The sequence below is a fragment of the Leifsonia araucanica genome, from assembly GCF_051161895.1.
Classification (GTDB): Bacteria; Actinomycetota; Actinomycetes; order Actinomycetales; family Microbacteriaceae; genus Leifsonia.
Window position 1 is genome coordinate 3591939 of sequence record NZ_JBMBTW010000002.1, and the last position, 26108, is coordinate 3618046.

Annotated in this window: 20 protein-coding genes; 13 read left to right on the forward strand and 7 right to left on the reverse strand. The window is 70.2% G+C overall.

Going from position 1 to position 26108, the window contains the following annotated elements; translation table 11 throughout:
- Window positions 1–13 precede the first annotated feature (13 nt).
- A complete protein-coding gene (locus ACN6M5_RS17340; protein WP_168688702.1) occupies window positions 14–982 on the reverse strand; it encodes an acetylxylan esterase in 969 nt (322 codons plus the stop codon).
- 76 nt (window positions 983–1058) lie between these two features.
- Here ACN6M5_RS17340 and ACN6M5_RS17345 point away from each other — a divergent pair, with 76 nt between their 5' ends.
- The 8 genes from ACN6M5_RS17345 to ACN6M5_RS17380 all read left to right on the forward strand — a co-directional run bounded on the left by ACN6M5_RS17345 (window position 1059) and on the right by ACN6M5_RS17380 (window position 16158).
- Window positions 1059–2066 (forward strand): LacI family DNA-binding transcriptional regulator, encoded by a 1008-nt coding sequence (locus tag ACN6M5_RS17345; protein WP_434951747.1) that lies wholly within the window; start codon window positions 1059–1061, stop codon window positions 2064–2066.
- A 104-nt stretch (window positions 2067–2170) separates the two neighbouring features.
- On the forward strand, window positions 2171–3394 hold the full coding sequence (locus tag ACN6M5_RS17350) for a Gfo/Idh/MocA family protein (RefSeq protein WP_434951749.1): 1224 nt from the start codon (window positions 2171–2173) through the stop codon (window positions 3392–3394).
- Window positions 3391–4083 carry a ThuA domain-containing protein gene (locus ACN6M5_RS17355; RefSeq protein ID WP_434951751.1) on the forward strand — a complete coding sequence of 231 codons (693 nt, stop codon included), beginning with the start codon at window positions 3391–3393 and terminating at the stop codon, window positions 4081–4083. Before ACN6M5_RS17350 ends, ACN6M5_RS17355 begins: the two co-directional genes overlap by 4 nt.
- A complete protein-coding gene (locus ACN6M5_RS17360; RefSeq protein WP_434951753.1) occupies window positions 4068–5165 on the forward strand; it encodes a Gfo/Idh/MocA family protein in 1098 nt (365 codons plus the stop codon). The genes ACN6M5_RS17355 and ACN6M5_RS17360 overlap by 16 nt, the downstream gene beginning before the upstream one ends.
- A gap of 40 nt (window positions 5166–5205) precedes the next feature.
- Window positions 5206–6378 carry an ROK family protein gene (locus ACN6M5_RS17365; protein WP_085371013.1) on the forward strand — a complete coding sequence of 391 codons (1173 nt, stop codon included), beginning with the start codon at window positions 5206–5208 and terminating at the stop codon, window positions 6376–6378.
- Between the two features lie 169 nt (window positions 6379–6547).
- A complete protein-coding gene (locus ACN6M5_RS17370) occupies window positions 6548–7777 on the forward strand; it encodes a multidrug effflux MFS transporter (RefSeq protein ID WP_434951755.1) in 1230 nt (409 codons plus the stop codon).
- Window positions 7778–7901: 124 nt separating this feature from the next.
- Window positions 7902–8579 (forward strand): phosphatase PAP2 family protein, encoded by a 678-nt coding sequence (locus ACN6M5_RS17375; protein WP_434951757.1) that lies wholly within the window; start codon window positions 7902–7904, stop codon window positions 8577–8579.
- A gap of 295 nt (window positions 8580–8874) precedes the next feature.
- Window positions 8875–16158: an LPXTG cell wall anchor domain-containing protein gene (locus ACN6M5_RS17380; protein WP_434951759.1), complete on the forward strand. Its 7284-nt coding sequence runs from the start codon at window positions 8875–8877 to the stop codon at window positions 16156–16158.
- Between the two features lie 110 nt (window positions 16159–16268).
- Here ACN6M5_RS17380 and ACN6M5_RS17385 read toward each other — a convergent pair whose 3' ends face one another.
- Both ACN6M5_RS17385 and ACN6M5_RS17390 read right to left on the reverse strand, forming a co-directional pair.
- The gene (locus tag ACN6M5_RS17385; protein WP_434951761.1) at window positions 16269–16412 is read right to left on the reverse strand and encodes a hypothetical protein; all 144 of its coding nucleotides are present in this window, start codon (window positions 16410–16412) and stop codon (window positions 16269–16271) included.
- Entirely contained in the window at window positions 16409–16639 is a 231-nt protein-coding gene (locus ACN6M5_RS17390) for a hypothetical protein (protein WP_434951763.1), read from the reverse strand. Before ACN6M5_RS17390 ends, ACN6M5_RS17385 begins: the two co-directional genes overlap by 4 nt.
- Before the next feature lie 95 nt (window positions 16640–16734).
- On the opposite strand from ACN6M5_RS17390, the gene ACN6M5_RS17395 reads away from it, so the two are divergent.
- Both ACN6M5_RS17395 and ACN6M5_RS17400 read left to right on the forward strand, forming a co-directional pair.
- Window positions 16735–18003, forward strand: a complete 1269-nt coding sequence (locus ACN6M5_RS17395; RefSeq protein WP_434951765.1) for a saccharopine dehydrogenase family protein — start codon at window positions 16735–16737, stop codon at window positions 18001–18003.
- A 125-nt stretch (window positions 18004–18128) separates the two neighbouring features.
- Entirely contained in the window at window positions 18129–20123 is a 1995-nt protein-coding gene (locus ACN6M5_RS17400; RefSeq protein WP_434951767.1) for a helicase HerA-like domain-containing protein, read from the forward strand.
- Window positions 20124–20182: 59 nt separating this feature from the next.
- Here ACN6M5_RS17400 and ACN6M5_RS17405 read toward each other — a convergent pair whose 3' ends face one another.
- On the reverse strand, window positions 20183–21067 hold the full coding sequence (locus ACN6M5_RS17405; RefSeq protein ID WP_434951769.1) for an aminoglycoside phosphotransferase family protein: 885 nt from the start codon (window positions 21065–21067) through the stop codon (window positions 20183–20185).
- The gene (locus tag ACN6M5_RS17410; protein WP_434951771.1) at window positions 21064–21948 is read right to left on the reverse strand and encodes a helix-turn-helix domain-containing protein; all 885 of its coding nucleotides are present in this window, start codon (window positions 21946–21948) and stop codon (window positions 21064–21066) included. The genes ACN6M5_RS17405 and ACN6M5_RS17410 overlap by 4 nt, the downstream gene beginning before the upstream one ends.
- A gap of 17 nt (window positions 21949–21965) precedes the next feature.
- Between ACN6M5_RS17410 and ACN6M5_RS17415 the strand changes: the two genes are divergently transcribed.
- The gene (locus ACN6M5_RS17415) at window positions 21966–22574 is read left to right on the forward strand and encodes a GNAT family N-acetyltransferase (RefSeq protein WP_434951773.1); all 609 of its coding nucleotides are present in this window, start codon (window positions 21966–21968) and stop codon (window positions 22572–22574) included.
- Window positions 22575–22577: 3 nt separating this feature from the next.
- On the opposite strand, the gene ACN6M5_RS17420 is transcribed toward ACN6M5_RS17415, so the two are convergent.
- Complete coding sequence (locus ACN6M5_RS17420; RefSeq protein WP_247597293.1) at window positions 22578–23114, reverse strand: hypothetical protein; 537 nt, start codon at window positions 23112–23114, stop codon at window positions 22578–22580.
- Between the two features lie 417 nt (window positions 23115–23531).
- On the opposite strand from ACN6M5_RS17420, the gene ACN6M5_RS17425 reads away from it, so the two are divergent.
- Both ACN6M5_RS17425 and ACN6M5_RS17430 read left to right on the forward strand, forming a co-directional pair.
- Window positions 23532–24044: an FBP domain-containing protein gene (locus tag ACN6M5_RS17425; RefSeq protein WP_434951775.1), complete on the forward strand. Its 513-nt coding sequence runs from the start codon at window positions 23532–23534 to the stop codon at window positions 24042–24044.
- Window positions 24045–24079: 35 nt separating this feature from the next.
- Entirely contained in the window at window positions 24080–24679 is a 600-nt protein-coding gene (locus ACN6M5_RS17430; RefSeq protein WP_434951777.1) for a hypothetical protein, read from the forward strand.
- 46 nt (window positions 24680–24725) lie between these two features.
- Here ACN6M5_RS17430 and ACN6M5_RS17435 read toward each other — a convergent pair whose 3' ends face one another.
- The gene (locus tag ACN6M5_RS17435; protein WP_434951779.1) at window positions 24726–26099 is read right to left on the reverse strand and encodes a DUF1254 domain-containing protein; all 1374 of its coding nucleotides are present in this window, start codon (window positions 26097–26099) and stop codon (window positions 24726–24728) included.
- Window positions 26100–26108: the final 9 nt, after the last annotated feature.

Consider the following 26108-nt stretch of genomic DNA (forward strand, 5'->3'; position numbering starts at 1 on the left):
AACCGCTCGCGGTCTAGAACCGCTCGGCCAGCCACCTCGCCTGCTTCTGCCACTGCACGGCGGAGCCGCCTTCGTGGTCGTTGAACGGGTAGACCTCGATCGTCGTGTCCTCCGCCGCAAGGTGGTTGAACGCGGCCATCGTGGTGGACGGAGGCACGACGCGGTCCATCAGCGCCACCGAGAACAGCGACGGCACCTGGATGCGGCGGGCGAAGTTCACGCCGTCGAAGTACGAGAGGGTGCGGAAGACCGCATCCACCTGGTCGCGGTGCACGGCCAGGTAGGTGGCCAGCTCCAGGTACGGGCCGCCGATCGCGACCTCTGCTCCGCGGCGGAAGGCGCTGAGGAAGGCCACATCCGGCAGCAGGGCGCGCACGCCGTCGGCCAGCGCTGCGGCTGCGATGGCGATGCCGCCGCCCTGGCTCCCGCCCGTCACGGCGATCCTGTCCGCGTCGACGAACGGGAAGGCGCGCGTCGCATCCACCGCCCGCACGGCGTCGGTGAAGACGCGGCGGTAGTAGTACTCGCGCGGGTCGTGGATGCCGCGGGTCATGTATCCGGGGGTCGCCGGGCCTGAGCCGTGCGGGTCCGGGGTGTCGCCTCCCGTGCCCCAGTTGCTGCCCTGCCCGCGCGTGTCGACGAAGACGTGCACGTAGCCGGCGAGCGCCCAGAGCACGTTCTCTCCCGGGAGTCCCCGCCCTCCTCCGTAGCCCTGGAACTGGACGACGGCGGGCAGCGGACCCTGTGCATCCCTCGGCCGGGAGACCCACGCGCGCACCGGCTCCCCGTTGAAGCCGGGGAAGGTCAGGTCGTCGACGATCAGTTGCGTGATCGGGGTGTCCGCCGGGGTGAGCGTGACCTCTCCGCCGGCGGAACGCGCTTCGGCGAGCGTCTCCGTCCAGAATGCGTCGAAGTCGTCCGGCTCGTCCACCTCGGGGCGGAAAGCGAGCAGTTCGGCGGGGGACAAGTCGGTGAAAGCCATCGCTGAGCGGATCCTCCTGGGAAGTTTTCGCCGGATCGGGCGAAAGGGATGGGCCACATTGTGGCACAGTGTGAGCATGTCCGATCGAACCAGGCCGACCCTGGAGGCGATAGCGCAGCAGGCGTCCGTGTCGCTGTCGACCGCATCCAAGGTCCTCAACGGGCGCCCCGGCGTCTCCACGGCCACCCGGCAGCGCGTCGAAGAACTGCTGCGCGATTCCGGGTACGCCCGGCGCGGTCTCGACCCCGAGCGCGGTGGGCTGGTCGAGCTGGTCGTCGACAACCTGCAGAGCGAGTGGTCGGTGGAGATCATCCGCGGCGTCGAACGGATCACCCGCGAATCCGGGTTCGTCCTGGCGCTGTCCGCCCTCGGCGACCACCACCGCCCGCACGAGGAGTGGATCACCGGGGTGCTGCAGCGCAAGCCGGTCGCGGTGATCCTGCAGTTCTCCGACCTGACCGTCGAGCACCGCAGGCAGCTGCGCACGAGGAACATCCCGTTCGTCGTCGTCGACCCCGCCGGCGATCCGCCCGCTGACGTCCCCGCCGTCGGAGCGACCAACTGGGCGGGCGGGGTCGCGGCGACGCGCCACCTGATCGCGCTCGGCCACACGAAGATCGGGGTGATCTCCGGCCCCGCCGACCTGATGTGCTCCCGCGCCCGGGTGGCCGGGTATCAGTCTGCGCTCGCCGAGGCCGGCATCCCGATCGTGGAGGAGTTCTCGGCGGGCGGCGCCTTCGAGCAGCTGGTCGGCGAGCGGGAGGGCAGGCGGCTGCTCAGCCTGCCGGATCGTCCGACCGCGATCGTCGCAGGCAACGACCTGCAGGCCCTCGGCGTCTACGACGCCGCGGCGGCGCTCGGCCTCGACGTTCCGGGCGACCTGTCCGTCGTCGGCTTCGACGACGTGCGGCCGGCGCTGTGGGCCAGGCCGCCGCTGACCACCGTGCGGCAACCGCTGCAGGAGATGGCGGAGGAGGCCACCAGGATGGCGCTGCGCCTGCGCTCCGGGGAGATCGACAACGCCCGCCTGGAGCTCGCGACCTCGCTCGTCGTGCGGCACTCCACGGCCGCTCCCGCCGCTTGACGCGACGTTCTTGCGCGAAAGTTTTCCAATGAACTGCCGAAACTTGTGACCGTCGTCGCCCCGGCAATAGCGTCGTACGGCGGAACGACGCGAAGGAGCGAGAGATGACGGATGCTGCCAGGCAGCTACGCGTGGCGATGGTCGGCTACGGGTTCATGGGAGCCGCGCACTCACAGGGCTGGCGGGTCGCCCCTCGGTTCTTCCCTCTCGCCGCAGAACCGGTGATGAGCACCATCGTCGGCCGGGACAGTGCCCGCGTCGAGGCGGCGCGCGACCGCTTCGGCTGGCAGCGCGCCGAGACCGACTGGCGCCGCGTCATCGACGATCCGGAGATCGACATCGTCGACATCTGCTCGCCCGGAGCATCCCACGCCGAGATCGCCATCGCGGCACTGGATGCCGGCAAGCACGTGCTGTGCGAGAAGCCGCTCGCCAACACGGTCGAGGAGGCGGAGGCGATGGTCGCCGCCGCCGAACGTGCAGCGGCGCGCGGCGTGCGCTCGATGGTCGGATTCAGCTACCGGCGCGTTCCGGCCATCGGCTTCGCCAAGCGCCTCGTGGAGGAGGGCAGGCTCGGCACGATCCGTCAGGTGCGGGCGCTCTACCTGCAGGACTGGCTGACCGACGAGGACGGCCCGATGACCTGGCGTCTCGACAAGGACGCGGCGGGCTCCGGCTCGCTCGGAGACATCGGCGCACACGCCATCGACCTCGTGGAGCACATCACCGGCTCCCGCCTCGACAGCGTCTCCGGCACCCTCGCGACGTTCGTCGAGGAGCGCCCGCTGCTCGGCGAGACGGTCGGGCTCTCCGGCACCGCGTCGTCCGAGCGCGGACGGGTGACCGTCGACGACGCGGCGTGGTTCACGGCGCGGCTCGGCGGGGGAGGAGCAGCATCCGGGGCCATCGGCGCGTTCGAGGCCACGCGCTATGCGACAGGACGCAAGAACGCGCTGCGGATCGAGCTGAGCGGATCGCGCGGCGCCATCGCGTTCGACCTCGAAGCGATGAACGAAATCCAGTTCTACGACGCGACCCTCCCCGCCGGGGAGCAGGGATTCACCAGGATCATCGTGACGGAGCCCGAGCATCCGTACATGGCCAACTGGTGGCCGACCGGGCACGCCATCGGCTACGAGCACGCCTTCAGCCACCAGATCAAGGACTTCGTCGACGACATCACGGACGGCCGCGACCCGCAGCCGTCGTTCGCCGACGGTCTGCACGTGCAGCGAGTCCTCGCCGCCGTCGAGCGCAGTGCCGCGACAGGCAGCGCGTGGACGGCGACAGAACAGACGACGGCAGAATCGACAGGACAGGAAGCATGACCAGGAAAGCACTCGTCGTCCGCGGCGGCTGGGACGGGCACATGCCCGTCGAGACCACCGACCTCTTCATCCCGCACCTCGAAGCGAACGACTTCGAGGTGCGCATCGAGGACGGTCCGGCCATCTACACCGACGAGGCGTACCTGGACACGGTGGATCTGATCCTTCAGATCAACACCATGAACTCCATCACCAGCGAGGAGTTCGCCGGGCTGCAGCGCGCCGTCCTCAACGGGACGGGCATGGCGGGCTGGCACGGCGGCATCGCGGACGCATACCGAGACAACGCCGACTACCTGCACATGATCGGCGGCCAGTTCGCCCACCACGCGGGCAAAGACCCCGCCGAGCGCACCGGCGAGCAGTCGGACAACTACATCCCGTATACGGTGCACATCACCGACTACGGCCGCACGCACCCGATCACGCAGGGCATCGACGACTTCGACCTCGTCAGCGAGCAGTACTGGGTGCTGAGCGACGAGTACAACGACGTCCTGGCCACCACGACGCAGTCCGTACGGCCGTGGGATGCGTGGAACCGCCCCGTCACAGCGCCGGCCATCTGGACCCGCCAGTGGGGCAAGGGACGCATCTTCGTCTCCGCTCCCGGCCACCGGCTCGAGATCGTGGAGAGCCAGCCCGTCCGCACCATCATCGAGAGGGGACTCCTGTGGGCAGCCCGTTGAACGTCGGCGTCGTCGGGGTCGGCAACATCAGCCGCCAGTACTTCGAGCAGTTCCCGCACCTCCCGAACCTCGCGCTGACCGCTGTCGCCGACCTCGATCTCGACCGCGCATCCGTGGTCGCGGCCGAGCAGGGAGTCGACGCGCTCACCGTTGATGCGCTGATCGACGACCCGCGCATCGACGCGGTCCTCAACCTCACCATCCCCGCCGCGCACACCGAGATCGCGCTCAGGGCACTGGATGCGGGCAAGCACGTCTACGGCGAGAAGCCGCTGGCCCTCGCGACGGCCGACGCGCTTCCCGTCCTGCAGCGCGCAGCCGAGAAGGGACTGCGTGTCGGAAGCGCCCCCGACACCGTGCTCGGCACCGGCATCCAGACCGCGCGCGCTCTGCTCGACGACGGCAGGATCGGGCGCCCGGTCGGCGCCGCCGTCTCGTGGACGGCCCCTGGTCACGAGCTGTGGCACCCCGCTCCGGCGTTCTACTACCAGCCGGGCGGCGGCCCGCTGTTCGACATGGGGCCCTACTACCTGACCAGCCTCGTCCACTTCTTCGGACCCGTCGTGCGGGTCTCCGGCGCCGTCGGCCGCTCAGAGAGGGAGCGCACCGTCGCCACGGGGCCGCTCGCCGGAACCCCCATCCCGGTGGATGTCGACACGCACGTGACCGCGATCCTGGAACACGCGAACGGCGTCATCTCCACGGTGACGGTGTCGTTCGAGGTGTGGGAGTCCCGCGCTCCGCTGTTCGAGGTGTTCGGCACCGCCGGCAGCATCGCCGTGCCCGACCCGAACGCCTTCTCGGAGATCGCATCCATCGCCACCGCGGACGACCGCACCTGGCGCGAGGTGCCTGCGTCGGCCGGGTATGCGGGTGCCGGGCGCGGCGTCGGGCTCGCCGACCTCGCCCGCGCGGTCGAGACGGGGCGGCCGCACCGCGCATCCGGAGAGCTGGCGTTCCACGTGCTCGAGATCATGGAGTCGATCATCGCCGCAGGACGCGCCCACGAGGTGGTCACGCTCACGTCGACGGTGGAGCGACCGGAGCCCGTCCTGTTCGGAGCGCGACCCGAGAGCTGGTGAACCGTCCGGCCCGGCGCGAAACGGTACAGTACACAGGACCATGAACACCACCGGGACGAACCTCGACACCGTGCGCCGGAACAACCTCGCCACCGTGCTCGGGCTCGTCCACCGGGGTGGGCCGGCCGCCCGCTCCTCTCTGACGCACGCGACCGGGCTGAACCGGTCGACCGTCGGGGCGCTCGTCGCGGAGCTCGTCGAGCTCGGGCTCGTCACGGAGCGTGAGCCGGAGACGAGCAACAGGGTCGGCAGGCCGTCTCCCGTCGTCGTCGCGGACAGCCGCGTCGTCGCCGTCGCCGTCAACCCGGAGATCGACGCGGTGACGGTCGGCATCGTCGGACTCGACGGTGTCGTGCACCGCCGCGTCCGGTTCCCGCTCGACCACGTGCCGGGAGCCGAGGAGGCGGCGACCGTCGCAGCGGCGGTCATCGACGGGCTCCGCCCCGACCTGTCCGCTGCGACCAGAGTGGTCGGCATCGGGGTCGCCGTGCCTGGACTGGTGCGGGAGAGCGACGGCGTCGTCCGGCTCGCCCCCCACCTGGAATGGCGCGACGAACCCTTCGCCGCCGAGCTCGCGGAGGCGACAGGCCTCAGCGTCAGCGCGGCCAACGACGCCAACCTCGGGGCGAACGCCGAGCGGCTGTTCGGCGCAGGGCGTGGAGCGAGCGACCTGGTCTACCTGAACGGTGGAGCATCCGGAATCGGCGCAGGCGTCATCGTCGGCGGCGTCTCGCTCACCGGCGTCTCGGGATACGCGGGGGAGCTCGGCCACACGCTCGTCAACACGAACGGGATCCGCTGCCACTGCGGCGCCGTCGGCTGCCTGGAGACCGAGGTAAACCAGCGAGCACTCCTCGCCGCCCTCGGGCTGGAGACGGCGGACGGCGAAGAGCTGGACGGGGCGCTCGCCGCCGCCGTCGAGCGCGGAGACACGGCCGTGCTGGCGGAGATCGAGCGGCAGCTCGGCTTCCTCGCCATCGCCCTGCGCAACGCGACCAACGTGTTCAACCCGGAGCTGGTGGTGCTCGGCGGCTTCCTCGGCGCGCTGTTCGCCGTCGCGCCGGAGCGGCTGATCCTGCTCGTCTCGCGAGAGGCGCTCGCCGCATCGGGGGAGCACCTTCGCATCGCGCGGGCAGAGCTCGGGGCGAACATCCTGATGATCGGCGCCGCCGAACTCGCCTTCGCGCCGCTGCTGGCCGCTCCCGCCGACTGACGCCCCCCCCGAAACCGGGGGATGTGCACGGTAACATTCGCGTCCGGTATCCGATAGGATTACCAGGCAACGACGGTCGAATCGATTCGAACGAGCGAGCAGAATCCCACCCCTCCCACCAACCGCGGCCACGGTCGCGGTGTTCGTCTTCTCTCCACAAGGAACTTTCGTGACCACCGTCGTGCATCCCGGAGACTCCCTCTCCGGCCGCCAGCGCCTCGCATACATCCTCATCCTCGGTGCGCTCACGGCGCTCGGTCCGTTCACCATCGACACGTACCTGCCCGCGCTGCCGACGCTGCAGGAAGACTTCAATGTCTCGACGGCCGCCATCCAGCTGACCCTCACGGCCACCACCATCGGATTCGGCGTCGGGCAGCTCCTCGTCGGCCCGTGGAGCGACAAGATCGGCCGCCGCCTCCCGCTCATCCTGTCGACCTGCGTGCACATCCTCGCCTGCCTCGGCGCGGCCGTCGCTCCGAACGTCGAGCTGCTCGGCCTCGCCCGCGCCATGCAGGGCATCGGCGCGGCCGCCGGCGGTGTCGTCGCGATGGCGATGGTGCGCGACCTCTTCGGCGGGCGCCCGCTGGTCAGGATGCTCAGCCGCCTCGCGCTCGTCAACGGCCTGGCCCCCGTGCTCGCCCCGGTGATCGGATCCTGGCTGCTGCTCGTCATGCCCTGGCGCGGCATCTTCGTCGTGCTCGCCTGCTACGGCCTCTTCGTCGTCATCTGCGTCTCGCTCTGGATCGTCGAGACGCTGCCCAAAGCCCGCCGTCACGACGCGGGTCACTCCACGATGCGACAGCGCTACAAGGCCGTGCTGAGCGACCGGATCTTCGTCGGCATCGCCATCGTCGGCGCAGCCAACTTCACCGGCCTGTTCTCCTATCTCTCGTCGAGTTCATTCGTGTTCCAGGAGATCTACAAATTCAACGCGCAGGAGTACGGCCTGCTGTTCGCGGTGAACTCCATCGGAATCATCATCGGTGTGCAATCGGCAGCGCGCATCACCAAGTACGTCGGACCGCAGTGGATCCTCGCCGTCTCTACGGTCGTGATGTTCGTCTCCAGTGTGCTCATCGTGATCCTCGACCAGGCGCACGTCGGCCTGTGGGGCACGGCGATCCCGCTGTGGTTCTTCATCGCGGCCTGTGGGTTCGGCTTCCCCTGCGTCCAGGTGCTCGCGCTCAACGCGCACGGGCACGAGGCCGGCACCGCCGCATCCCTCCTCGGCGCGCTCAACTTCGGCACAGCGGGCATCGTCTCGCCGATCGTCGGCATCCTCGGCGTCGGAAGCGCCACCCCGATGGGCTTCGTCATGGCCATCTGCGCCCTCGTCTCCATCGCCGCGCTCTGGCTGATCGTCCGGCCCCGCACCGTGCCGGCCCTCGCCCACTGACCCGCGCCGCCCGTCCCCGTCCCCTGATCATCGAGTCCGAACTTATTCACACGACACGCCGGTGGCACCCGTGAATACCTTCGGACTCGATTGATGCGCGCCGAGGAATGAGTACGTTGGTGCAATGGGAACGGCGCACGAGCAGGTCAGGCAGGCTGCGAAGGTCAGCAGGCGCTGGCCGGTGATCTCGGCGTCGGTCGCCGTCGGGCTCGTCGTCGTGCTCGGCGCGATCATCGCCTTCCGCCCGAAGGAGCCGTTCTCGATCGACCTCGAGTGGATGGGCGAGATCGTCGAGCACCGCTCGCCGTTCTGGCTGGGGCCGGCCCTGTTCTTCAACTACGCGGGCGGCGGGATCATCGGCTCGATCGTCGTGCCCGTCGTGATCGTCCTGTTGCTGCTGGCCTTCCGGCGGCCCTGGGGTGCGACGTTCTTCGCCGTGGCGAGCATCCTGTCGGTGGCGTGCGTCCAGTTGCTCAAGCACACGGTGGGCAGAGCGCGCCCGACCGAGATCCTCGTACACTCCGACACCGGGTCATTCCCGTCCGGGCATACGGCCAACGCCGCGACGATGGTGGTGGTCCTCGCGATCATCTTCCCGCGGGTCTGGGTGTGGATCGTTGGCGTGCTCTGGGCTGTGCTGATGGCGGTCAGCCGCACCTATCTGGGGGCGCATTGGCTGAGCGACACGATCGGCGGACTGTTGCTCGGCGCGGCCATCGCGGTGATCGTGTGGGCGCCGCTCGCGCTGCGGCTGGCGAAGGAACGTCTGGAACCGCATCCGTTCTTCCTGGCGCGGCGCTGAGTCCTACATAAAATATTCTGCACTTCTCGCGTTATCGATAAGGCGTTTCGGGGTCTGCTCAATTAGGCCATCCGACGACCCACCGCACTGTGGGTCGATCCGGGTGCGTCCGCGGAAGAACGTGCCGGTGTCGCCGGCCGACTCTCCTGCAGCAACATTCGACGTCGAACCTGTCAGTGGATGTGAAAAACCCGCCCGGCTTGTCAGCCAGCGCCGCATCCACCGACGATTGGAGAAAAGCAGCGTGCGTTCTAGAAAACTGAGGTCAACTCTCGCCATTGCGGTGGTGGGTGGCGTGGGAGCAGGAGGGCTGATCGCCCTTCCAGCGGCCGCGGCTCCCGGGCAGCCATTCGACCCGACGGTCGGTGCCGTCTACATGGGCCTGGCCACGGACGCCGGAAACAACAACACGCTTCTGGTGAGAGCCGACAACCTGGATTCCGGCCTGAATTTCCAGATCGTCGGTGCCCCTCAGAGCGGGTACAACGCCCTCGGGTTCCACTCGACCTCGAACTTCATCTTCGGGTTCGCTGACAAGCCGGTGACATCCAAGGGCACCTGGATCCGAATCGACTCCGAAGGAAACCTCACCCAGTACGGCGTTCCTGCTGGCGCCTTCCCGGTGGGCTTCGACCCGGCTGCGATCACCTACTACGGTGGAACGTTCGGCAAGGGCGCATACGTCAACACGTTCGTCTTCCAGTACATGATCGGCCAGACGTCGTACATCGGTGTCGTTCCTGTTGCCGACGACGGCACGCCTCTGGCCGGCGGCACCTTCTTCCCGTCTCCGATCTCCGTCTCGGACCTGGCGTTCACGCAGGGGTACTACTGGGGATTCGGTCCGACAACGATCACTCGCATCGACCCGGTCACCTACCAGACCACGGAGTTCCCTCGACCAGCCGACCTGGCGCCGGCGGTGCTGGCGGGCACGGGCGGTGCCTGGACCTTCCCGAACGGCAACCTCGGCTTCATGTACGGCTCAACCGGCACGGTGTCCGGTCGTCCGGCGGTACAGATCCAGATCACGAACCCCAGCTCGGCCAATCCGACGTTCACCACGATCGGGCAATACGACTACCCAGGCTCGGCTGCTCAGGCGGACGCGACATTCGTCGGCCTCGACGCCGAAACCGACCTGATGCTCGTGAAGTCGGCGCCGGCGACGGTGACCCCGGGCTCGACGATCACGTACACGTTCGACGTGTCGAACCTCTCTGCGTTCACCTCCTCCGGCTCTGTCATCTCCGACACGCTGCCGGCTGCGCTGACGAACATCCAGCTGCCTGCCGGCTGTCTCCTCGATGCCGGTGTCCTCTCCTGCAACGTGCCCGTGCTCGCCGCGGGTGAGCACCACGTGGTCTCGTTCACCGCGCAGGCGCCTCTCACTCCGACGACGATCCCGAACTCCGCGGTCGTGTTCGGCAACGAGTCCGACCCCAACCTGCTGAACAACATCTCCAGCGTGTCGACCATCGTCGCCGCCGATCCAGGAAGCGCCAACGCCGCTGCGTCCGCTGCTGCCGACTCGCAGGGCAATGCCGCCGCTGTCGGTGCGGGTAACGCGGATGCGACCACCACGGCGTCCGCTGCCGCGGACATCTCTGCCGCTGCTGCCGCCCAGGCAGCGGCGAACACCACCGGGTCCACGGACGCGTCGTCCGACGCGACCACGGCGACCGCGGCGCAGGCTGCTGCCAACGCTGCGGCCTTCGGAGACAACAGCACGGACGCGAACGCGTCGTCGTCAGCCGCCGCAAACGGCGATGCGTCCGCCGCCGCGCAGGCTGCCGCCAGCGCAACGGCATCCACCGATGCAGCGGGCACGAGCTCGGCGAACGCGAACGCGTCGTCGTCCGCCGCCGCGGACTCGCAGGCCAACGCTGCCGCTATCGGTGCCGGCAACGCGGACGCGACCACGCAGGCGTCTGCTGCTGCGGACATCTCGGCTGCCGCTGCGGCGCAGGCTGCCGCGAACCCGTCGGCGTCCACGGACGCGTCGACCGACGCGACCACGGAGACGTCGGCTCAGGCCGCCGCGACCTCGGCCGCGAACGGTAACAACTCCTCGACGTCGAACGCCTCGACCTCGGCTGCCGCGAACGGCGACGTGTCGGCTGCTGCTCAGGCCGCGGCCAACGCGACGTCGTCCACCGACGCGTCCACGACGAGCACGGCGAACGCGAACGCGTCGGCCTCCGCCGCTGCCGACTCGCAGGCCAACGCTGCCGCGATCACCGCGGGCAACGCGGACTCGACCACCACGGCCTCCGCCGCGGCAGACATTACCGCTGCCGCTGCCGCGCAGGCCGCTGCGAACCCGTCCGCGTCAACGGATGCGTCCACGGACGCGACCACGCAGACGTCGGCTCAGGCGGCTGCGACCGCCGCGTCGAACGCGAACAATTCGACGGACGCGAACGCGTCGACGTCGGCTGCCGCGAACGGCGATGTATCGTCCGCTGCTCAGGCGGCGGCGAACACGACCGCGTCCACCGACGCGTCCACGAACAGCACCGCGAACACGAACGCTTCGGCGTCCGCCGCTGCTGATTCGCTGGGGAACGCTGCCGCGGTCGGCGCTGGAAACGCGGACGCGACCACCCAGGCCTCCGCCGCTGCGGACATCTCGGCTGCTGCTGCCGCCCAGGCCGCCGCGAACCCGACTGCTTCCACGGATGCGTCGACCGATGCGACCACGCAGGCGTCGGCTCAGGCCGCGGCGACCGCGGCGTCGAGCGCAACCACTACGACCGACGCGAACGCGTCGACGTCGGCTGCCGCGAACGGCGACGCGTCCGCTGCTGCTCAGGCGGCCGCGAACGCGACGTCGTCCACCGACGCGTCCACGACGAGCACGGCGAACGCGAACGCGTCGTCGTCTGCCGCTGCCGACTCGCAGGCGAACGCTGCCGCTGTCGGCGCCGGTAACGCTGACGCGACGACCACGGCGTCCGCTGCAGCGGACATCTCGGCTGCTGCTGCCGCCCAGGCCGCCGCGAACCCGACTGCTTCCACGGATGCGTCGACCGACGCGACCACGCAGACGTCGGCTCAGGCCGCCGCGACCTCGGCCGCGAACGGTAACAACTCCTCGACGTCGAACGCCTCGACCTCGGCTGCCGCGAACGGCGACGTGTCGGCTGCTGCTCAGGCCGCGGCCAACGCGACGTCGTCGACCGATGCGTCGGCCACGAGTGCTGCGAACGCGAACGCTGCTGCGTCTGCTGCTGCTGACTCGCAGGGCAACGCTGCTGCGGTTGCCGCCGGTAACGCGGATGCGTCCACGCAGGCGTCTGCTGCCGCCGACATCTCGGCCGCTGCTGCCGCCCAGGCTGCCGCGAACCCGTCCGCATCGACCGACGCGTCTACGGACGCGACGACCCAGACCGCTGCTCAGGCGTCGGCTCAGGGTGCGTCGAACGGTGACAACACGGCCGCCGCGAACGCTGCGACCTCGGCCGCGGCGAACGGCGACATGTCGGCTGCTGCTCAGGCAGCTGCGAACACGACCGCGTCGACCGATGCGTCGACCACGAGCACGGCGAATGCGAACGCGTCGGCGTCGGCCGCTGCCGACAGCCAGGCGAACGCTGCCGCCGTCGGTGCCGGTAACGCTGACGCGACGACCACGGCGTCCGCTGCTGCCGACATCTCGGCTGCTGCCGCCGCCCAGGCTGCTGCGAACCCGTCCGCGTCCACGGATGCATCCACGGACGCGACCACGCAGACGTCCGCTCAGGCTGCGGCCACCGTTGCGTCGAACGCAAACACCACCTCGACGTCGAACGCCGCGACCTCGGCCGCTGCGAACGGCGACTCGTCTGCTGCTGCGCAGGCGGCTGCGAACGCGACGTCGTCCGCCGACGCATCCACGTCGGGCGCGGCCAACACGAACGCTGCGGCCTCGGCTGCTGCGGACTCGCAGGCGAACGCTGCTGCGGTTGCTGCCGGCAACGCGGATGCGTCCACCACGGCGTCCGCTGCCGCGGACATCTCGGCTGCTGCTGCCGCGCAGGCTGCTGCGAACCCGAGCGCCTCGACCGACGCGTCCACGGACGCCACGACCCAGGCCGCCGCTCAGGCGTCGGCTCAGGGCGCGGTGAACGGTGACAACTCTGCCGCTACGAACGCTTCGGCGTCTGCCGCCGCGAACGGCGATGTCTCGGCTGCCGCTGAGGCTGCCGCGAACACGACGGCGTCGACCGACGCGTCTGCCACGTCGACGGGCAACGCGAACGCGTCGGCTTCGGCTGCCGCGGACTCGCAGGCCAACGCCGCAGCGATTGCTGCCGGCAACGCGGACGCGACCACGCAGGCGTCGGCTGCTGCCGACATCTCGGCCGCTGCCGCTGCTCAGGCTGCTGCGAACCCCACCGCGTCCACGGATGCGTCGACCGATGCGACCACGCAGACGTCCGCTCAGGCTGCGGCCACCGTTGCGTCGAACGGGAACAACACGGCAGAGGCGAACGCTGCGACCTCGGCCGCCGCGAACGGCGACGCGTCTGCTGCTGCGCAGGCGGCTGCGAACACGACCGCGTCGGCGGATGCGTCGGGAACGTCGGCCGGTAACGCGAACGCTGCAGCTTCGGCTGCTGCGGACTCGCAGGCGAACGCCGCTGCTGTCGCCGCCGGTAACGCGGATGCGACCACTACGGCGTCCGCTGCCGCGGATATCTCCGCTGCGGCCGCCGCCCAGGCTGCCGCGAACCCGTCCGCCTCGACCGACGCGTCGACAGACGCGACGACCCAGACCGCCGCTCAGGCATCGGCACAGGGCGCGGTGAACGGCGACAACTCGGCCGCTACGAACGCTTCGGCGTCTGCCGCGGCGAACGGCGACGTGTCGTCTGCCGCTGAGGCGGCTGCGAACGCTACCGCGTCGACCGATGCCTCGACCACGAGCACGGCGAATGCGAACGCTTCGGCGTCCGCTGCCGCTGACAGCCAGGCGAACGCTGCCGCAGTCGGCGCCGGAAACGCTGATGCGTCCACGCAGGCGTCCGCTGCCGCGGATGTCTCGGCTGCTGCCGCTGCGCAGGCTGCCGCGAACGCGACGGCCTCGACGGATGCGTCGACGGATGCGACCACGGAGACGTCGGCTCAGGCCGCCGCGACCTCGGCTGCGAACGGCGACAACTCTTCGACGTCGAACGCTTCGACCTCGGCTGCGGCGAACGGTGACTCGTCTGCTGCTGCGGAGGCGGCTGCGAACGCAACGTCGTCCGCCGACGCATCCACGTCGGGTGCGGCGAACGCGAACGCTTCAGCGTCGGCTGCTGCTGACAGCCAGGCGAACGCTGCTGCCGTCGGTGCCGGTAACGCGGATGCGACGACCACTGCGTCTGCTGCTGCGGATATCTCGGCTGCTGCTGCCGCTCAGGCTGCTGCGAACCCGTCCGCGTCGACCGACGCGTCCACGGATGCCACCACCCAGACCGCTGCTCAGGCGTCGGCTCAGGGTGCGGTGAACGGTGACAACACGGCCGCTGCGAACGCTGCGACCTCGGCCGCTGCGAACGGCGACGCGTCTGCTGCCGCTGAGGCTGCTGCCAACACGACCGCGTCGGCGGATGCGTCGGGAACGTCGGCCGGTAACGCGAACGCTGCTGCTTCGGCTGCTGCCGACTCGCAGGCGAACGCCGCTGCGGTTGCCGCCGGTAACGCGGATGCGTCCACGCAGGCGTCGGCGGCGGCGGACATTTCGGCCGCAGCTGCCGCTCAGGCTGCTGCGAACCCGTCGGCTTCGACCGACGCGTCGACAGACGCGACGACCCAGACCGCTGCTCAGGCATCGGCCCAGGGCGCGTCGAACGGCGACAACACGACCGCCGCGAACGCTGCCACCTCGGCTGCCGCGAGCGGCGACGCGTCGGCTGCCGCTGAGGCCGCCGCGAACACGACCGCCTCGACGGATGCGTCGGGAACATCGGCCGGGAACGCGAACGCTGCCGCGTCTGCTGCTGCTGACTCGCAGGCGAACGCCGCTGCTGTCGCTGCCGGTAACGCGGATGCAACGACCACGGCGTCTGCCGCCGCGGACATCTCGGCCGCTGCCGCTGCTCAGGCTGCCGCGAACGCGACCGCATCGACCGACGCGTCCACGGACGCGACGACCCAGACCGCTGCTCAGGCGTCGGCTCAGGGCGCGGTGAACGGTGACAACTCGGCCGCTGCGAACGCTGCGACCTCGGCCGCCGCCAACGGCGACGCGTCTGCTGCCGCTGAGGCTGCTGCGAACGCGACCGCTTCGGCGGATGCGTCCACGTCGGCTTCGGCCAACGCGAACGCTTCGGCGTCCGCTGCCGCTGACAGCCAGGCGAACGGTGCTGCCGTCGCCGCCGGTAACGCTGACGCGTCCACCGCGGCCTCCGCTGCCGCGGACGTCTCGGCTGCTGCAGCTGCTCAGGCTGCCGCGAACGCGACCGCCTCGACGGATGCGTCGACCGACGCCACCACAGAGACGTCGGCTCAGGCCGCCGCGACCTCGGCCGCGAACGGCGACAACTCCTCCACGGCGAACGCTGCGAGCTCGGCCGCCGCGAACGGTGACATGTCTGCCGCTGCTCAGGCCGCGGCCAACGCAACGGCGTCGACCGACGCATCGAACACGAGCACGGCGAACGCGAACGCTTCGGCGTCCGCTGCTGCTGACTCGCAGGCCAACGCCGCCGCCGTCGGAGCCGGTAACGGTGACGCGACCACCACGGCATCTGCCGCCGCGGACATCTCGGCTGCTGCTGCCGCTCAGGCCGCCGCGAACCCGTCCGCATCCACGGATGCATCGACGGACGCGACGACGAACGCCAACGCGGCCGCGGCCGCTTCGGCTCAGGTCGCCGCGAACGCGAACGCCACGTCCACGGCGAACGCTGCGAGCTCGGCCGCCGCGAACGCCAACATGTCTGCTGCTTCGCAGACGGCGGCGAACGCCAACGCGTCCAGCAATGCGTCGACCACATCGGAGGGCAACGCGAACGCTGCAGCTTCGGCTGCTGCGGACGTGAGCGCGAACGCTGCTTCGGTGGCTGCCGGTAACGCTGACGCGTCCACGCAGGCGTCCGCCGCTGCCGACATCTCGGCTGCTGCTGCCGCTCAGGCGGCCGCGAACGCGACCGCGTCGACGGATGCCTCAGCGAACGTCAGCACGGCCGCGAACGCTGCCTCGCAGGCTTCGGCCCGCGGAGCCGTCAACGGCGACAACACGGCTGCGGCGAACGCCGCAGCGTCTGCTGCCGCTGAAAGCGACAACAGCGCCGCCGCACAGGCCGCGTCCACCGCGAATGCGTCCGCCGACGCAGCCTCGGCGGCCTCGGCGAACGCCACCGCGAGCACGGACGCGTCGACCGTTGGCGGCACCGCCGCGAACGCGAACGCATCGCAGTCCGGCACCAGCACTAGCACCAGCGCCGCGAACGGAAAGGGTGACGGCTCACTCGCCAGCACCGGCTCCGACACCAACGGCTGGCTCGTCGGCGGAGGCATCACCGGCCTCCTGCTCGGGCTCGGGGCGTTCCTGTTCGGACGCCGTCGCAAGACGGAGGACGAGAACGGAAGCACCACCATCAGCTAGTCAGCTGAGGTGAGGTGAGCCGCTCAGCGCGGTGACCAGACACAGGAAGGGCCCGGACACACCAGTCCGGGCCCTTTCCCGTTTCTCGTTCCTGTCCCGCTCGGGAACGCTCACACCGCTGTGACGGACACCAGCCACACCTGGTCCGGATACGACATCGGCGTCTGCAGCCCCGCCGACGCGAGCGCGCGTCCGCTCAGCACCACACCATCCGGGGTCGCGCCGCGCGGCAGACTTTGGGACAGGGGCGTCACGCCGTCCGACGCGAGCCGCGCATCCACTGTCCCGAACCACGGCGGCACCTGCACGCCGTGCGACGCGTCTGGGGCGCCACGTTCGCGAGGGCGACGGCGTGCGCATCCTGGGCGGTCAGGTCGCCGAGGTCGGCGCCCCAGTGCACGATCGACGGCAGCAGGCCGCCTCGGTGATCGAGGAGCACGCTCACTCCACCGGCGCGGAGATGGGTCAGTTCGAAGGGCATGAGGCTCCTTGTCGGCTGGACGTCGGCGGGACGGCACGAACACTCTACGGGGAGGCCCTTGACCGCTGCCGTATCGGGCGCGCTAGCGTTGCGCCATGAGAATCCTGCTCGTGGGCGCCGGCGGTGTGGGCGACGCCATCGCGAAGATCGCAGCGCGTCGCTCCTTTTTCGAGACCATCGTGGTCAGCGACTACGACATCGGCCGGGCGGAGCGGACCATCGACTGGATTCGCGGACGGCACGGCGACGAGGTGGCGTCGCGGTTCGCCGCCGCCGCCATCGACGCGTCCGACCCGGATGCGGTGGCGGCGGTCGCCACCGAGCATCGGGCCACCCATGTGATGAACGCGGTCGAGCCGAAGTTCGTGCCGACCATCTTCGCCGGTGCCCTCGCCGCGGGCGCAGACTACCTGGACATGGCCATGAGCCTGTCGGAGCCGCATCCCACCGACCCGTATGCGAAGACCGGGGTGAAGCTCGGAGACGACCAGTTCGCGCAGCGCGGAGACTGGGAGTCGGCTGGCCGGCTGGCGCTTGTGGGCATGGGCGTGGAGCCCGGCCTGAGCGATGTGTTCGCCCGGTGCGCCGCCGACACGCTGTTCTCCCACATCGAGGAGCTCGGCACGCGCGACGGAGCCAACCTGGTCGTGCGCGACAGCGACGGGGCCGAGATCTTCGCGCCGTCGTTCAGCATCTGGACGACCATCGAGGAGTGCCTCAACCCTCCGGTGATCTTCGAGAAGGACGCCGGCTGGTTCACGACGCCGCCGTTCAGCGAGCCGGAGGTGTTCGATTTCCCGGAAGGGATCGGTCCCGTCGAGTGCGTCAACGTTGAGCACGAGGAAGTGCTGCTGATGCCGCGCTGGATCGACGCGGAGCGGGTGACGTTCAAGTACGGGCTGGGGGAGGAGTTCATCGGCATCCTGCGCACGCTGCACCAGCTCGGGCTGGACTCGACGACGCCCATCCGGGTGCGCAGCCAGGACGGTCCGGTGGAGGTGGCGCCGCGGGATGTGGTCGCCGCCGCCCTGCCGGACCCCGCCACGATCGGGCCGCTCATGACGGGCAAGACCTGCGCGGGCGTGTGGGTTAAAGGCACGGGCGTGGATGGGAATCCACGCGAGGTCTACCTGTACCACGTGAGCGACAACGAGTGGACGATGGCGGAGTACGAGTCGCAGTGCGTGGTGTGGCAGACGGCGATGAACCCGGTGATCGCGCTGGAGCTGCTCGCGACCGGCGCGTGGTCGGGAACCGGGGTGCTTGGGCCGGAGGCATTCGATGCCGCGCCGTTCCTCGAACTGATGGCGCGTCCCGTCGCGGAGGGCGGATACGGCCAGCCCTGGGGCCTCCGGGAGCAGTGACCCGCCCAGCCCTGCCGCCCGAAGCGATCGAGCCGGGAGTTGTGCACGCCATCGCCCGGCGTGTCGCGTGCACAACTCCCGGCTCGATTGGTGCGGGCGAGAGATGGGGACCATAGAGTGAGCGCATGAGTGACGCCGATGCACTTGCCAAAGCCCAGGCCGACGCGAAAGCCGCAGCGGAGAACGCCGCGCGACTGCAGGCGGAGGCGACGGAGGCACTGAAACGGGCCCAGGATGCGGCGGCCGCCGCGCAGGCGCAGGCCGAGGCCGCGCAGGCGGAGGCGGAGGCGGCGCAGGCGCGCGCGGCAGCGTCGCAGACGGCGGCTGCTGCGTCGGACGCCGCAACGGCGGCCAGTGCGGCGGCGACGGAGGTGGCGCCGCCGGCGCCCGCTGCATCGGCTCCTGCCGCGCCCGCGGAGGCGTTGCAGACGCCGCCCGCGCCCGCCGCATCCGCCCCGCCAACCCCCGCCCCGCCAACCCCTACCCCACTCACCGACGCCGAGGTGGACGCGGTCCGCGCCGGCTACGCGTTCACGGGCGCCGCGCTCGAGATGGGGGCGCTGGTCAACGGGGACGCGCGCGCGGATGTGCCCGTGCGCATCCCGTTGGCGATGACGAACAGGCACGGGCTGGTGGCCGGAGCGACCGGCACGGGCAAGACCAAGACGCTGCAGGTGCTCGCCGAGCAGCTGGCGGCGAACGGGGTTCCCGTGTTCGCCGCCGACATCAAGGGGGACCTGTCCGGGATCGCCGTGGCGGGCGAGCCGAACGACAAGCTGCTCGACCGCACCAAGGGAATCGGCCAGGACTGGACGCCGCGCGCCACCACCACCGAGTTCTTCTCGCTCGGCGGCACCGGCAAGGGCATACCGATCCGGGCGACCGTCGCCGGGTTCGGGCCGCTGCTGCTGTCGAAAGTGCTCGGGCTGAACGACACGCAGGAGTCCAGTCTCGGGCTCGTGTTCCACTACGCGGACAAGGCCGGGCTGCCGCTGCTCGACCTCAGCGACCTGCGCGCCGTCCTCACCTTCCTCAACAGCGCGGACGGCAAAGCGGAGCTCGCCGACCTCGGCGGGCTGTCCAGCGCGACCGTCGGCGTGATCCTTCGAGAACTGATCGCGTTCGCCGACCAGGGCGCAGACGCGTTCTTCGGCGAGCCGGAGATCGACACCGCCGAGTTCCTGAAGCTCGCCCCCGACGGCACCGGGGTTGTCAGCCTGCTGGAGGTTCCCGGCGTCCAGGACAAGCCTGCCCTGTTCTCCACGTTCCTGATGTGGCTGCTCGCCGACCTGTTCAACGACCTGCCGGAGGTGGGGGACCTCGACAAGCCGAAGCTGGTGTTCTTCTTCGACGAGGCGCACCTGCTGTTCAAGGACGCGTCGAAAGACTTCCTCGCCTCCATCACGCAGACCGTGCGGCTCATCCGGTCGAAGGGCGTCGGCATCTTCTTCGTCACGCAGACCCCGAAGGACGTCCCGTCCGACGTGCTCGCGCAGCTCGGCTCCCGCGTGCAGCACCAGTTGCGCGCCTTCACACCGGATGACGCGAAGGCGCTCAAGGCGACCGTCTCGACCTACCCGAAGTCGGGCTACGACCTCGCCGAGGTGCTGCAGCAGCTCGGCACCGGCGAGGCGATCGTCACGGTGATGGGCGAGAAGGGCGCCCCGACCCCGGTCGCGTGGACGCGGCTGCGCGCACCGCAGGGCTCCATGTCGCCCGCTCCGGAGGCGCAGCTCGACGCGACCATCGCGGCATCCCCGCTGCTCGCGAAATACGGCACGGCCATCGACCGCGACTCCGCCCGCGAAATGCTCACCCGCAAACTGGATGCTGCTGCCGCGGCCGCCGAGGAGCAGGAGCGCGTCCTCGAGCAGGCCAAGGCTGCCGTGGAGGCGCAGAAGGCCGCAGACAAGGCCGCGGCGGCGCAGGCCAAAGCGCAGAAAGCCGCAGACGCCGAGTACGACAGACTGCTGAAATCGACCGGCCCCAGCTCCCGCGGACGGCGCACGACCTCGAAACCGCAGCCCAACATCCTGGAACAGGTGCTCGGCTCGAAGGCGACGGCGTCCATCCTCACCGGGGTGGTGGAGGGGATCTTCGGCACGCGCAAACGGCGCTGAGGGCGGTCGGGGAAAGGTGGCGAGATGGCGGCGGCCGGAGTGCGCGGCCGCCGGGTCGATCAGCCGAGCCCGATCCCGGTCGCGCCCGCGTCCGGGGTGGCCTCCGGCAGCAACCCCCGCGCCAGCCGCGCCACCGACAGCGTGTGGCCGGGATCTCCGCCGCTGCGCTCCGTCCAGCAGGAGGAGAGCGCGGCCCACGCGAACGCCCAGCGCAGCATCCGGCCGGGCTCGACGCCCGCCGTCGCGCAGATCACGCCGAGCTGGCGCTCGAAGCGGCCGGGCGCGGTGGCGAGGCGCGCATCCGGGTTGCACAGGATGTTGGCGTAGTCGAAACCGGGGTCGCCGACGATATGCTTCGGGTCGATCGCGAGCCAGCCGTCCCCGCCGTCCCCCTCCCCGCCGAAGTCGAGCACGTTGCCGTGGTGCAGGTCGCCGTGCAGCACCACGTCGGCGACCGGATGCGCGATCAGCTCGCGTGCGATGGATGCGGCGTGCGCGTACAGCCCGTCGTGCGCATCCGGATGCTCGGCCGCCTCCGCGAACAGCTCGCGGAACCACGTCGTCAGCCCGACCAGCCCATCCGGTCGCGGACGGTCGTCGACGGCGTGCAGCCGCTCGGCCGTGCCGCACAGGATGAGCGTGGCCGCGTCGTCCCCGTCCGGCCCTGACGCGGCGATGGTCGCCAGGTCGCGGTCACCCGTCGCGCGTTCGATCAGGATGGCGTCGCCCTCTGCCTCGTACACCGGGGCGGCGCCGCGGCCGTCCCACCAGGCGAGCAGACGGGATCCCGCGACCTCCTCCTCGACCGTCGCCAGCTTGAGGAACGCGGGGCGGCCGCGCCACTCCACCGGTTGGAGCACGCTCGACGGGGTGGCGAACGCGTCGCCGGAGGGGGTGAGCCTCCACCGGTCGCGCCAGGGAGCAAGGATGCTGTCCGGCGTCATCGACCGCGCCCCGCGTCGGCCGCGTATGCGCCCGGGGTGGTGCCGACCACCGCTTTGAACTCGCGCCCGAAGTGCGCCTGGTCGGCGTAGCCGAGCTCGGCGGCGAGGTCCGCGAGCAGCGGAGGCGCGGGGGAGCGCAGGGCGGCGGCGGCCTCCTGGAGCCGGTAGCGCTGGATGAGCCACTTCGGGCCGAAGCCGATGTGCCCGGCGACGAGGCGTTGCAGGTGACGGACGCCGAGCCCGAACCGCTCGGCGAGCTGCTCCACCCTGGTGATGGTCCTGTCCGCCTCCACCGCCTCCACGATCGCGTCGACCAGCCGCGCCTCTGCGCCGGGAGGAGGCAGCGTGCCGAGCCAGGCCTCGATCGCATCGACGGCGCCGCGGTCGTCGCCCGTCCGCATGGCGTCCCGGATGCGCGCGGTCACCCCATCCACCCCCGGCAGCAGGAGTGCGTGGTGCTGGAATCCGGCGGGCACGCCGTCGGCGAGCGGCACGCTGGACGGCAGGGTCCGCACGCTCGTGCCGCAGAGCCCGCGCGCCACCCCGGGCCGCAGCATCGCGCCGAACGCCCAGCCGTGACCGCTGAGCGTCTTCACGCTGAGCCCGCGCCTGGCGCGGTGCAGAGCGACCTCCTCGTCCTCGATGACGAGGTTGGCCGTCGGATATTCGAGCACCTGCTGCCGCAGCAACGTGCCGTCGGCGAGCCGCCAGCGGGGGAGCCAGTAGTGGCGGACGAACGCCGCGGCGTCCTCGCCGGGCCACAGCCGTTCGATGCTCACCGGCGCCGCCCCGTTCTCGTTCAGGTGCCCGCGGCTGACCGGCGCTGCGCCGAGCCCGGTGCGGGCGTCGACGGCGGGTACGGCAGCGGCGGAGGTGCTCACGCTGACATACTTTCACGGTGAGCTCGATCCGTCCCTACCAGCCCGGCGACCGCGACGACGTGTACACGGTGTGCATCAAAACGGGGGCGAGCGGCGGAGACGCCACGGGGACGTACACGGACGACGACCTCATCCCGGATGTCTTCGCCGGACCGTACGTGACGTACCAGCCCGACCTCGCGTTCGTCGTAGACACCGGTGATCACGTGGCCGGGTACGTGATCGCCGTCGCGGACAGTGCGGCGTTCGTCGACTGGTATTCGCGCGAGTGGATGCCGGCGTTCGCGGAGAAATACCCGGTCGAGAGCGCCCGCGACGACAGGGAGCGCGAGGCGATCGGCTTCGGCCTCGACGTGCGCGGGATGCTCGTGCCCGAACTCGCCGAATACCCCGCCCACCTGCACATCGACCTCCTGCCCGAACTGCAGGGGCAGGGCTTCGGGCGCGCGCTCATCCGCACGCTGCTCGCCGCCCTCCGCGAGCGCGGGGTGCCCGGCGTCTACCTGAAGATGTCCCCGACGAATCACGGCGCCCGGGCGTTCTACGAGCGGCTCGGGTTCCACGAGCTGCCGTCGAGCAGGCCGGACGGACCGGTGTACGGCATCTCGACGTCCGCCGAGGTCTGAGGCTCAGCGCCCGAAGCGCGGCAGCCGCTCGAACCAGTACAGCAGGCCGGGCGATGCGCGGCGCAACTCCGCCAGCGTCATCGAGTCCTCGCGCCGGGTGACGGGCACGTCGAGCTCCTCCGCCACGCGCTCCATATCTTCGAGCGCCCAGAACTGCCCGCGCATCCTGATCAGCAGTTTGCCGTCCGTGCCGGTGACGAACAGCTGCGGCTGCGTGTCGAGCGTGCTGCCCTCGTACAGGTTGACCATGATGACGGAGCCGACGCTGCCGGGACGCACATCCACCGTCCTGCCGAAGAAGCCGCGCTCCCGCACGAAATCGTGGCCGACCTGGATGGTCGTGCTGAAGAAGGCGAGCACGGCGACCGTCGTCGCGCCGATCACCACGATGTGGATGCCGAGCACGAGCGGCCAGACGCCGTCCGGGATGGTCAGCCAGTAGAGGACCGCGAAAACCGGGGTGGTCAGAGCCAGGATGGCGATGATTCCGCGTGCGAAAAGGTGGGCGTGCGGACGCAGCACAACTGCCTCCTGCGTCACGCCCGTCTCCTGTCTCAGCTCACGCCGACCCTCCATCCTTCGAGGATCGCCTACCCGGAGGCGTCCCGGTAGCGGCATTTTGGGGGACACGGACGTCCGGTTTTCGGCGTGTGGCGCCCATCCGGAGCTGTCCGGGTCGCACGCGGGGGCGTTTGCTACACTGCCCGTGTGTCCACCTCGCTCATCCCCGTGCTGCCCTCCGGGCGTCAGGAGGTCGTCGGCGTTCTGAACGCCGGCGTGAGATAGCGTCGCCGTCCCCTGCCTTCCACCTCGCGCATCCAGCGAGGGATGCGGGGCTCGATCGTGCGCGCCCGTCGCGGCGCCGGTCGTCCCGTGCAGACATCGACGCGCATCCGGGCTTGCCGGCCCGTGCGACCTCAGCGGCCATCGCCGCCATTTCCGATTGGTGACACTTTCATGCTTCCCCTGACCGAGCAACAGCTCCGTTCGTCCTTCGTCAACGCCTCCCGTAAAGAGGTCAGCGACCTGACCCTGCCCGCCGACTTCCAGACCATCGACTGGAACACGCTCGACTATCTCGGCTGGCGCGACCGCAAACAGCCGAAGCGCGCATACGCGGTCGTCATCCTCGACGACGCCCCCGTCGGCCTGCTCCTCCGCCAGGCGGAGGCGTCAGCGCTCAGCCGCCCCCAGTGCTCCTGGTGCCAGGACGTCAACCTGACCAACGACGTCTCGTTCTTCAGCGCCAAGCGCGCAGGCCAGGCCGGCAAGAACGGCGACACGGTCGGAACGCTCGTCTGCACCGACTTCGGCTGCTCGGCCAACGTCCGCAAGCGCCCGCCCCTCGCCTACGTCGGCTTCGACGTGGAGGCGGCCAGGCAGGAACGGATGGCGAGCCTGCGCGAGCGCGCGGCCAGCTTCGCGGTGTCGGTGCTGCACGGGACCGGCGGCGGGGGCGGCGGGCGGTGAGGTGACGGGTGGCATCGCCGCAGTAGTGTTCAGGCGTGGAGGACGAGTCGACAGCCGAGCCTGAGGTGGTGGTGCCGCCCGGCGCGCCCGTCCGGGTGTACGAGTGGCTGGTGCCGCCCGCTGCGTTAATCGCTCTCGCTGCGTTCGAATGGTTCGCGCCGAGGCGCACCTCCTCGCACGCTGCACCCGTGTTCTCATTCCTCGCGGTGGCGCTCCTGGTCGCCGCGGGGATCGCCCTCTGGATCGCGGGATATCGTGCGTACCGTGACCTCACGGCGCGAGCCGTGGAACGTTATCGGTTGACCGGCGCGATCTCACTCGGCGTTCTCGGTGTACTGCTGTCCGTCGGGACGGCCGCAGTGGGCTGGCTTGCGCTCTTCTTCGTGGGGCGGGTGCTGGCAGAGAGTCGGCTGAGACCCATCCGGTTGCTGCGCACCGTCCTTCCGCGTCGCCGGTGGCGTCACGTTGCGGTGGTGGCGGCCCTCGTCGGAGTGGTCAGCCTTGTGCTTCAACCACTCGCCTCAGGCCTGGGGTCGCTCCCGCTCGTCGTCGTGGTGGATGTGCTTCGAATCGTGGCGCCCATGGTCGCCGGGTTCGCGCTGCGGCTTCGGCCCGGGGCGTCGGGGGTTTTCTGAAGGCACTCGTCGACGGATGGATTCCGGCATGCGATAGGGCCGCCGCTCACCCCCTCCGCAGTACCTCCGGCGGCAGCCACGTTGCATCCAGGATCGGCTCTTTCGGCCAGTATGCGCGGATGTACAGGGAGAACGGGGCTTCCGGGGCGGGAAGCCAGTTCGACTCCGGCGCGTCCGCGGGCGGCCGGTGTCCGACGTACAGGGTGAGGCTGCCGTCGTCGCCGTAGTGCAGGCCGGGGTTCTTGGTGCCGAGGGAGTACCGGCCCTGCTCGTTCTCGTAGTAGAAGTGGTGCTCGTTGTAGAGGGTGAGCGACCAGAAGCCGTCGACAGGGGGAAGCTCGCCCGCCGCGAAGGTCACCTCGTAGTTGCCGTCGCTGCCGTTCAGCTGGCGGCCGCTCGAGTCGGTGTCCGTGAAGATGTACTTGGTCTCCTGCGGGGTGTTCTCGAACATGTTCGAGCGGGCGATCGCGGCCCGGGTGACGTAGTCGGTGCCGAACGCCGAGTTGTTCTTCGCGGAGTACCATCCGTTGCCGGCTTCCGGTCCGTTGTGCTCCCAGCGCAGCAGCGGGGTGATGATCTCGCGCTCCGCCTCGGCGGCCACGTCCAGCAGCGCTCGCTTCAGGTCGGGGTCGCTGTCGGCCGCATCCAGGATCGCGGTGAACTGCTGGTAGAGCGCCTCCTCGCCCGGCAGCGGAGGAACCATGCCGAGCACATCCCGCAACTGGTCGAAGAAGTGGTCGGGCTCGACCCAGTGGATCTCGTCGGCGCTCACCTCGCCGGGCACGGGGAAGCTCGGGACGTGCTCCCAGTCGTATGGATGCGCCGTTCCGTCGAACTCGTCGAGCGGGAAGATATTGATCCGCTTGATCAGCTCGATCACGGCCGCGCGGTCTTCCGGGGTGTCCTCGATGAACACGCGCGGACAGAACGCGACCAGCGCGGTCGAGGACCGGAACACACCGGCGATCCCGTCGGGGAGGTCGCCGTCCCAGCTCGGGCCGACCAGCGCGTAGAAGCCGGCCTTCGTACCGTACTGCTTCCCCAGCTGCGCGAAGGAGTCCGTGCGCTGGTCCCACGCGGCAGACACCCAGAACCGGTCGCCGAAGTCCGGCAGCTGCACGATGACGGGCGTCACATCCAGGTCGCCGAAGCCGATCCCGTACAGCACATCCTGGTTGGTGCAGGCGATGAAGCGTTGCCCCGCCGGGATGTAGTCGGTGAGCATGCAGACCCGGTTCAGCGGAGCGTTCGGCAGCACCCCGCCACGCAGGCCGGGCTCGGGCACGGACGTGATCGCAGCGCGCCGATTGATCATCGAGACCATCGGCCAGCCCCACACATACGCCATCCGGCCGACGGCGCGCACGTACGCCTCGGTCAACCTCGTGTTCGGTGTCGGTCCGGTGACGTTCTCGGTCATGTTCCGCTC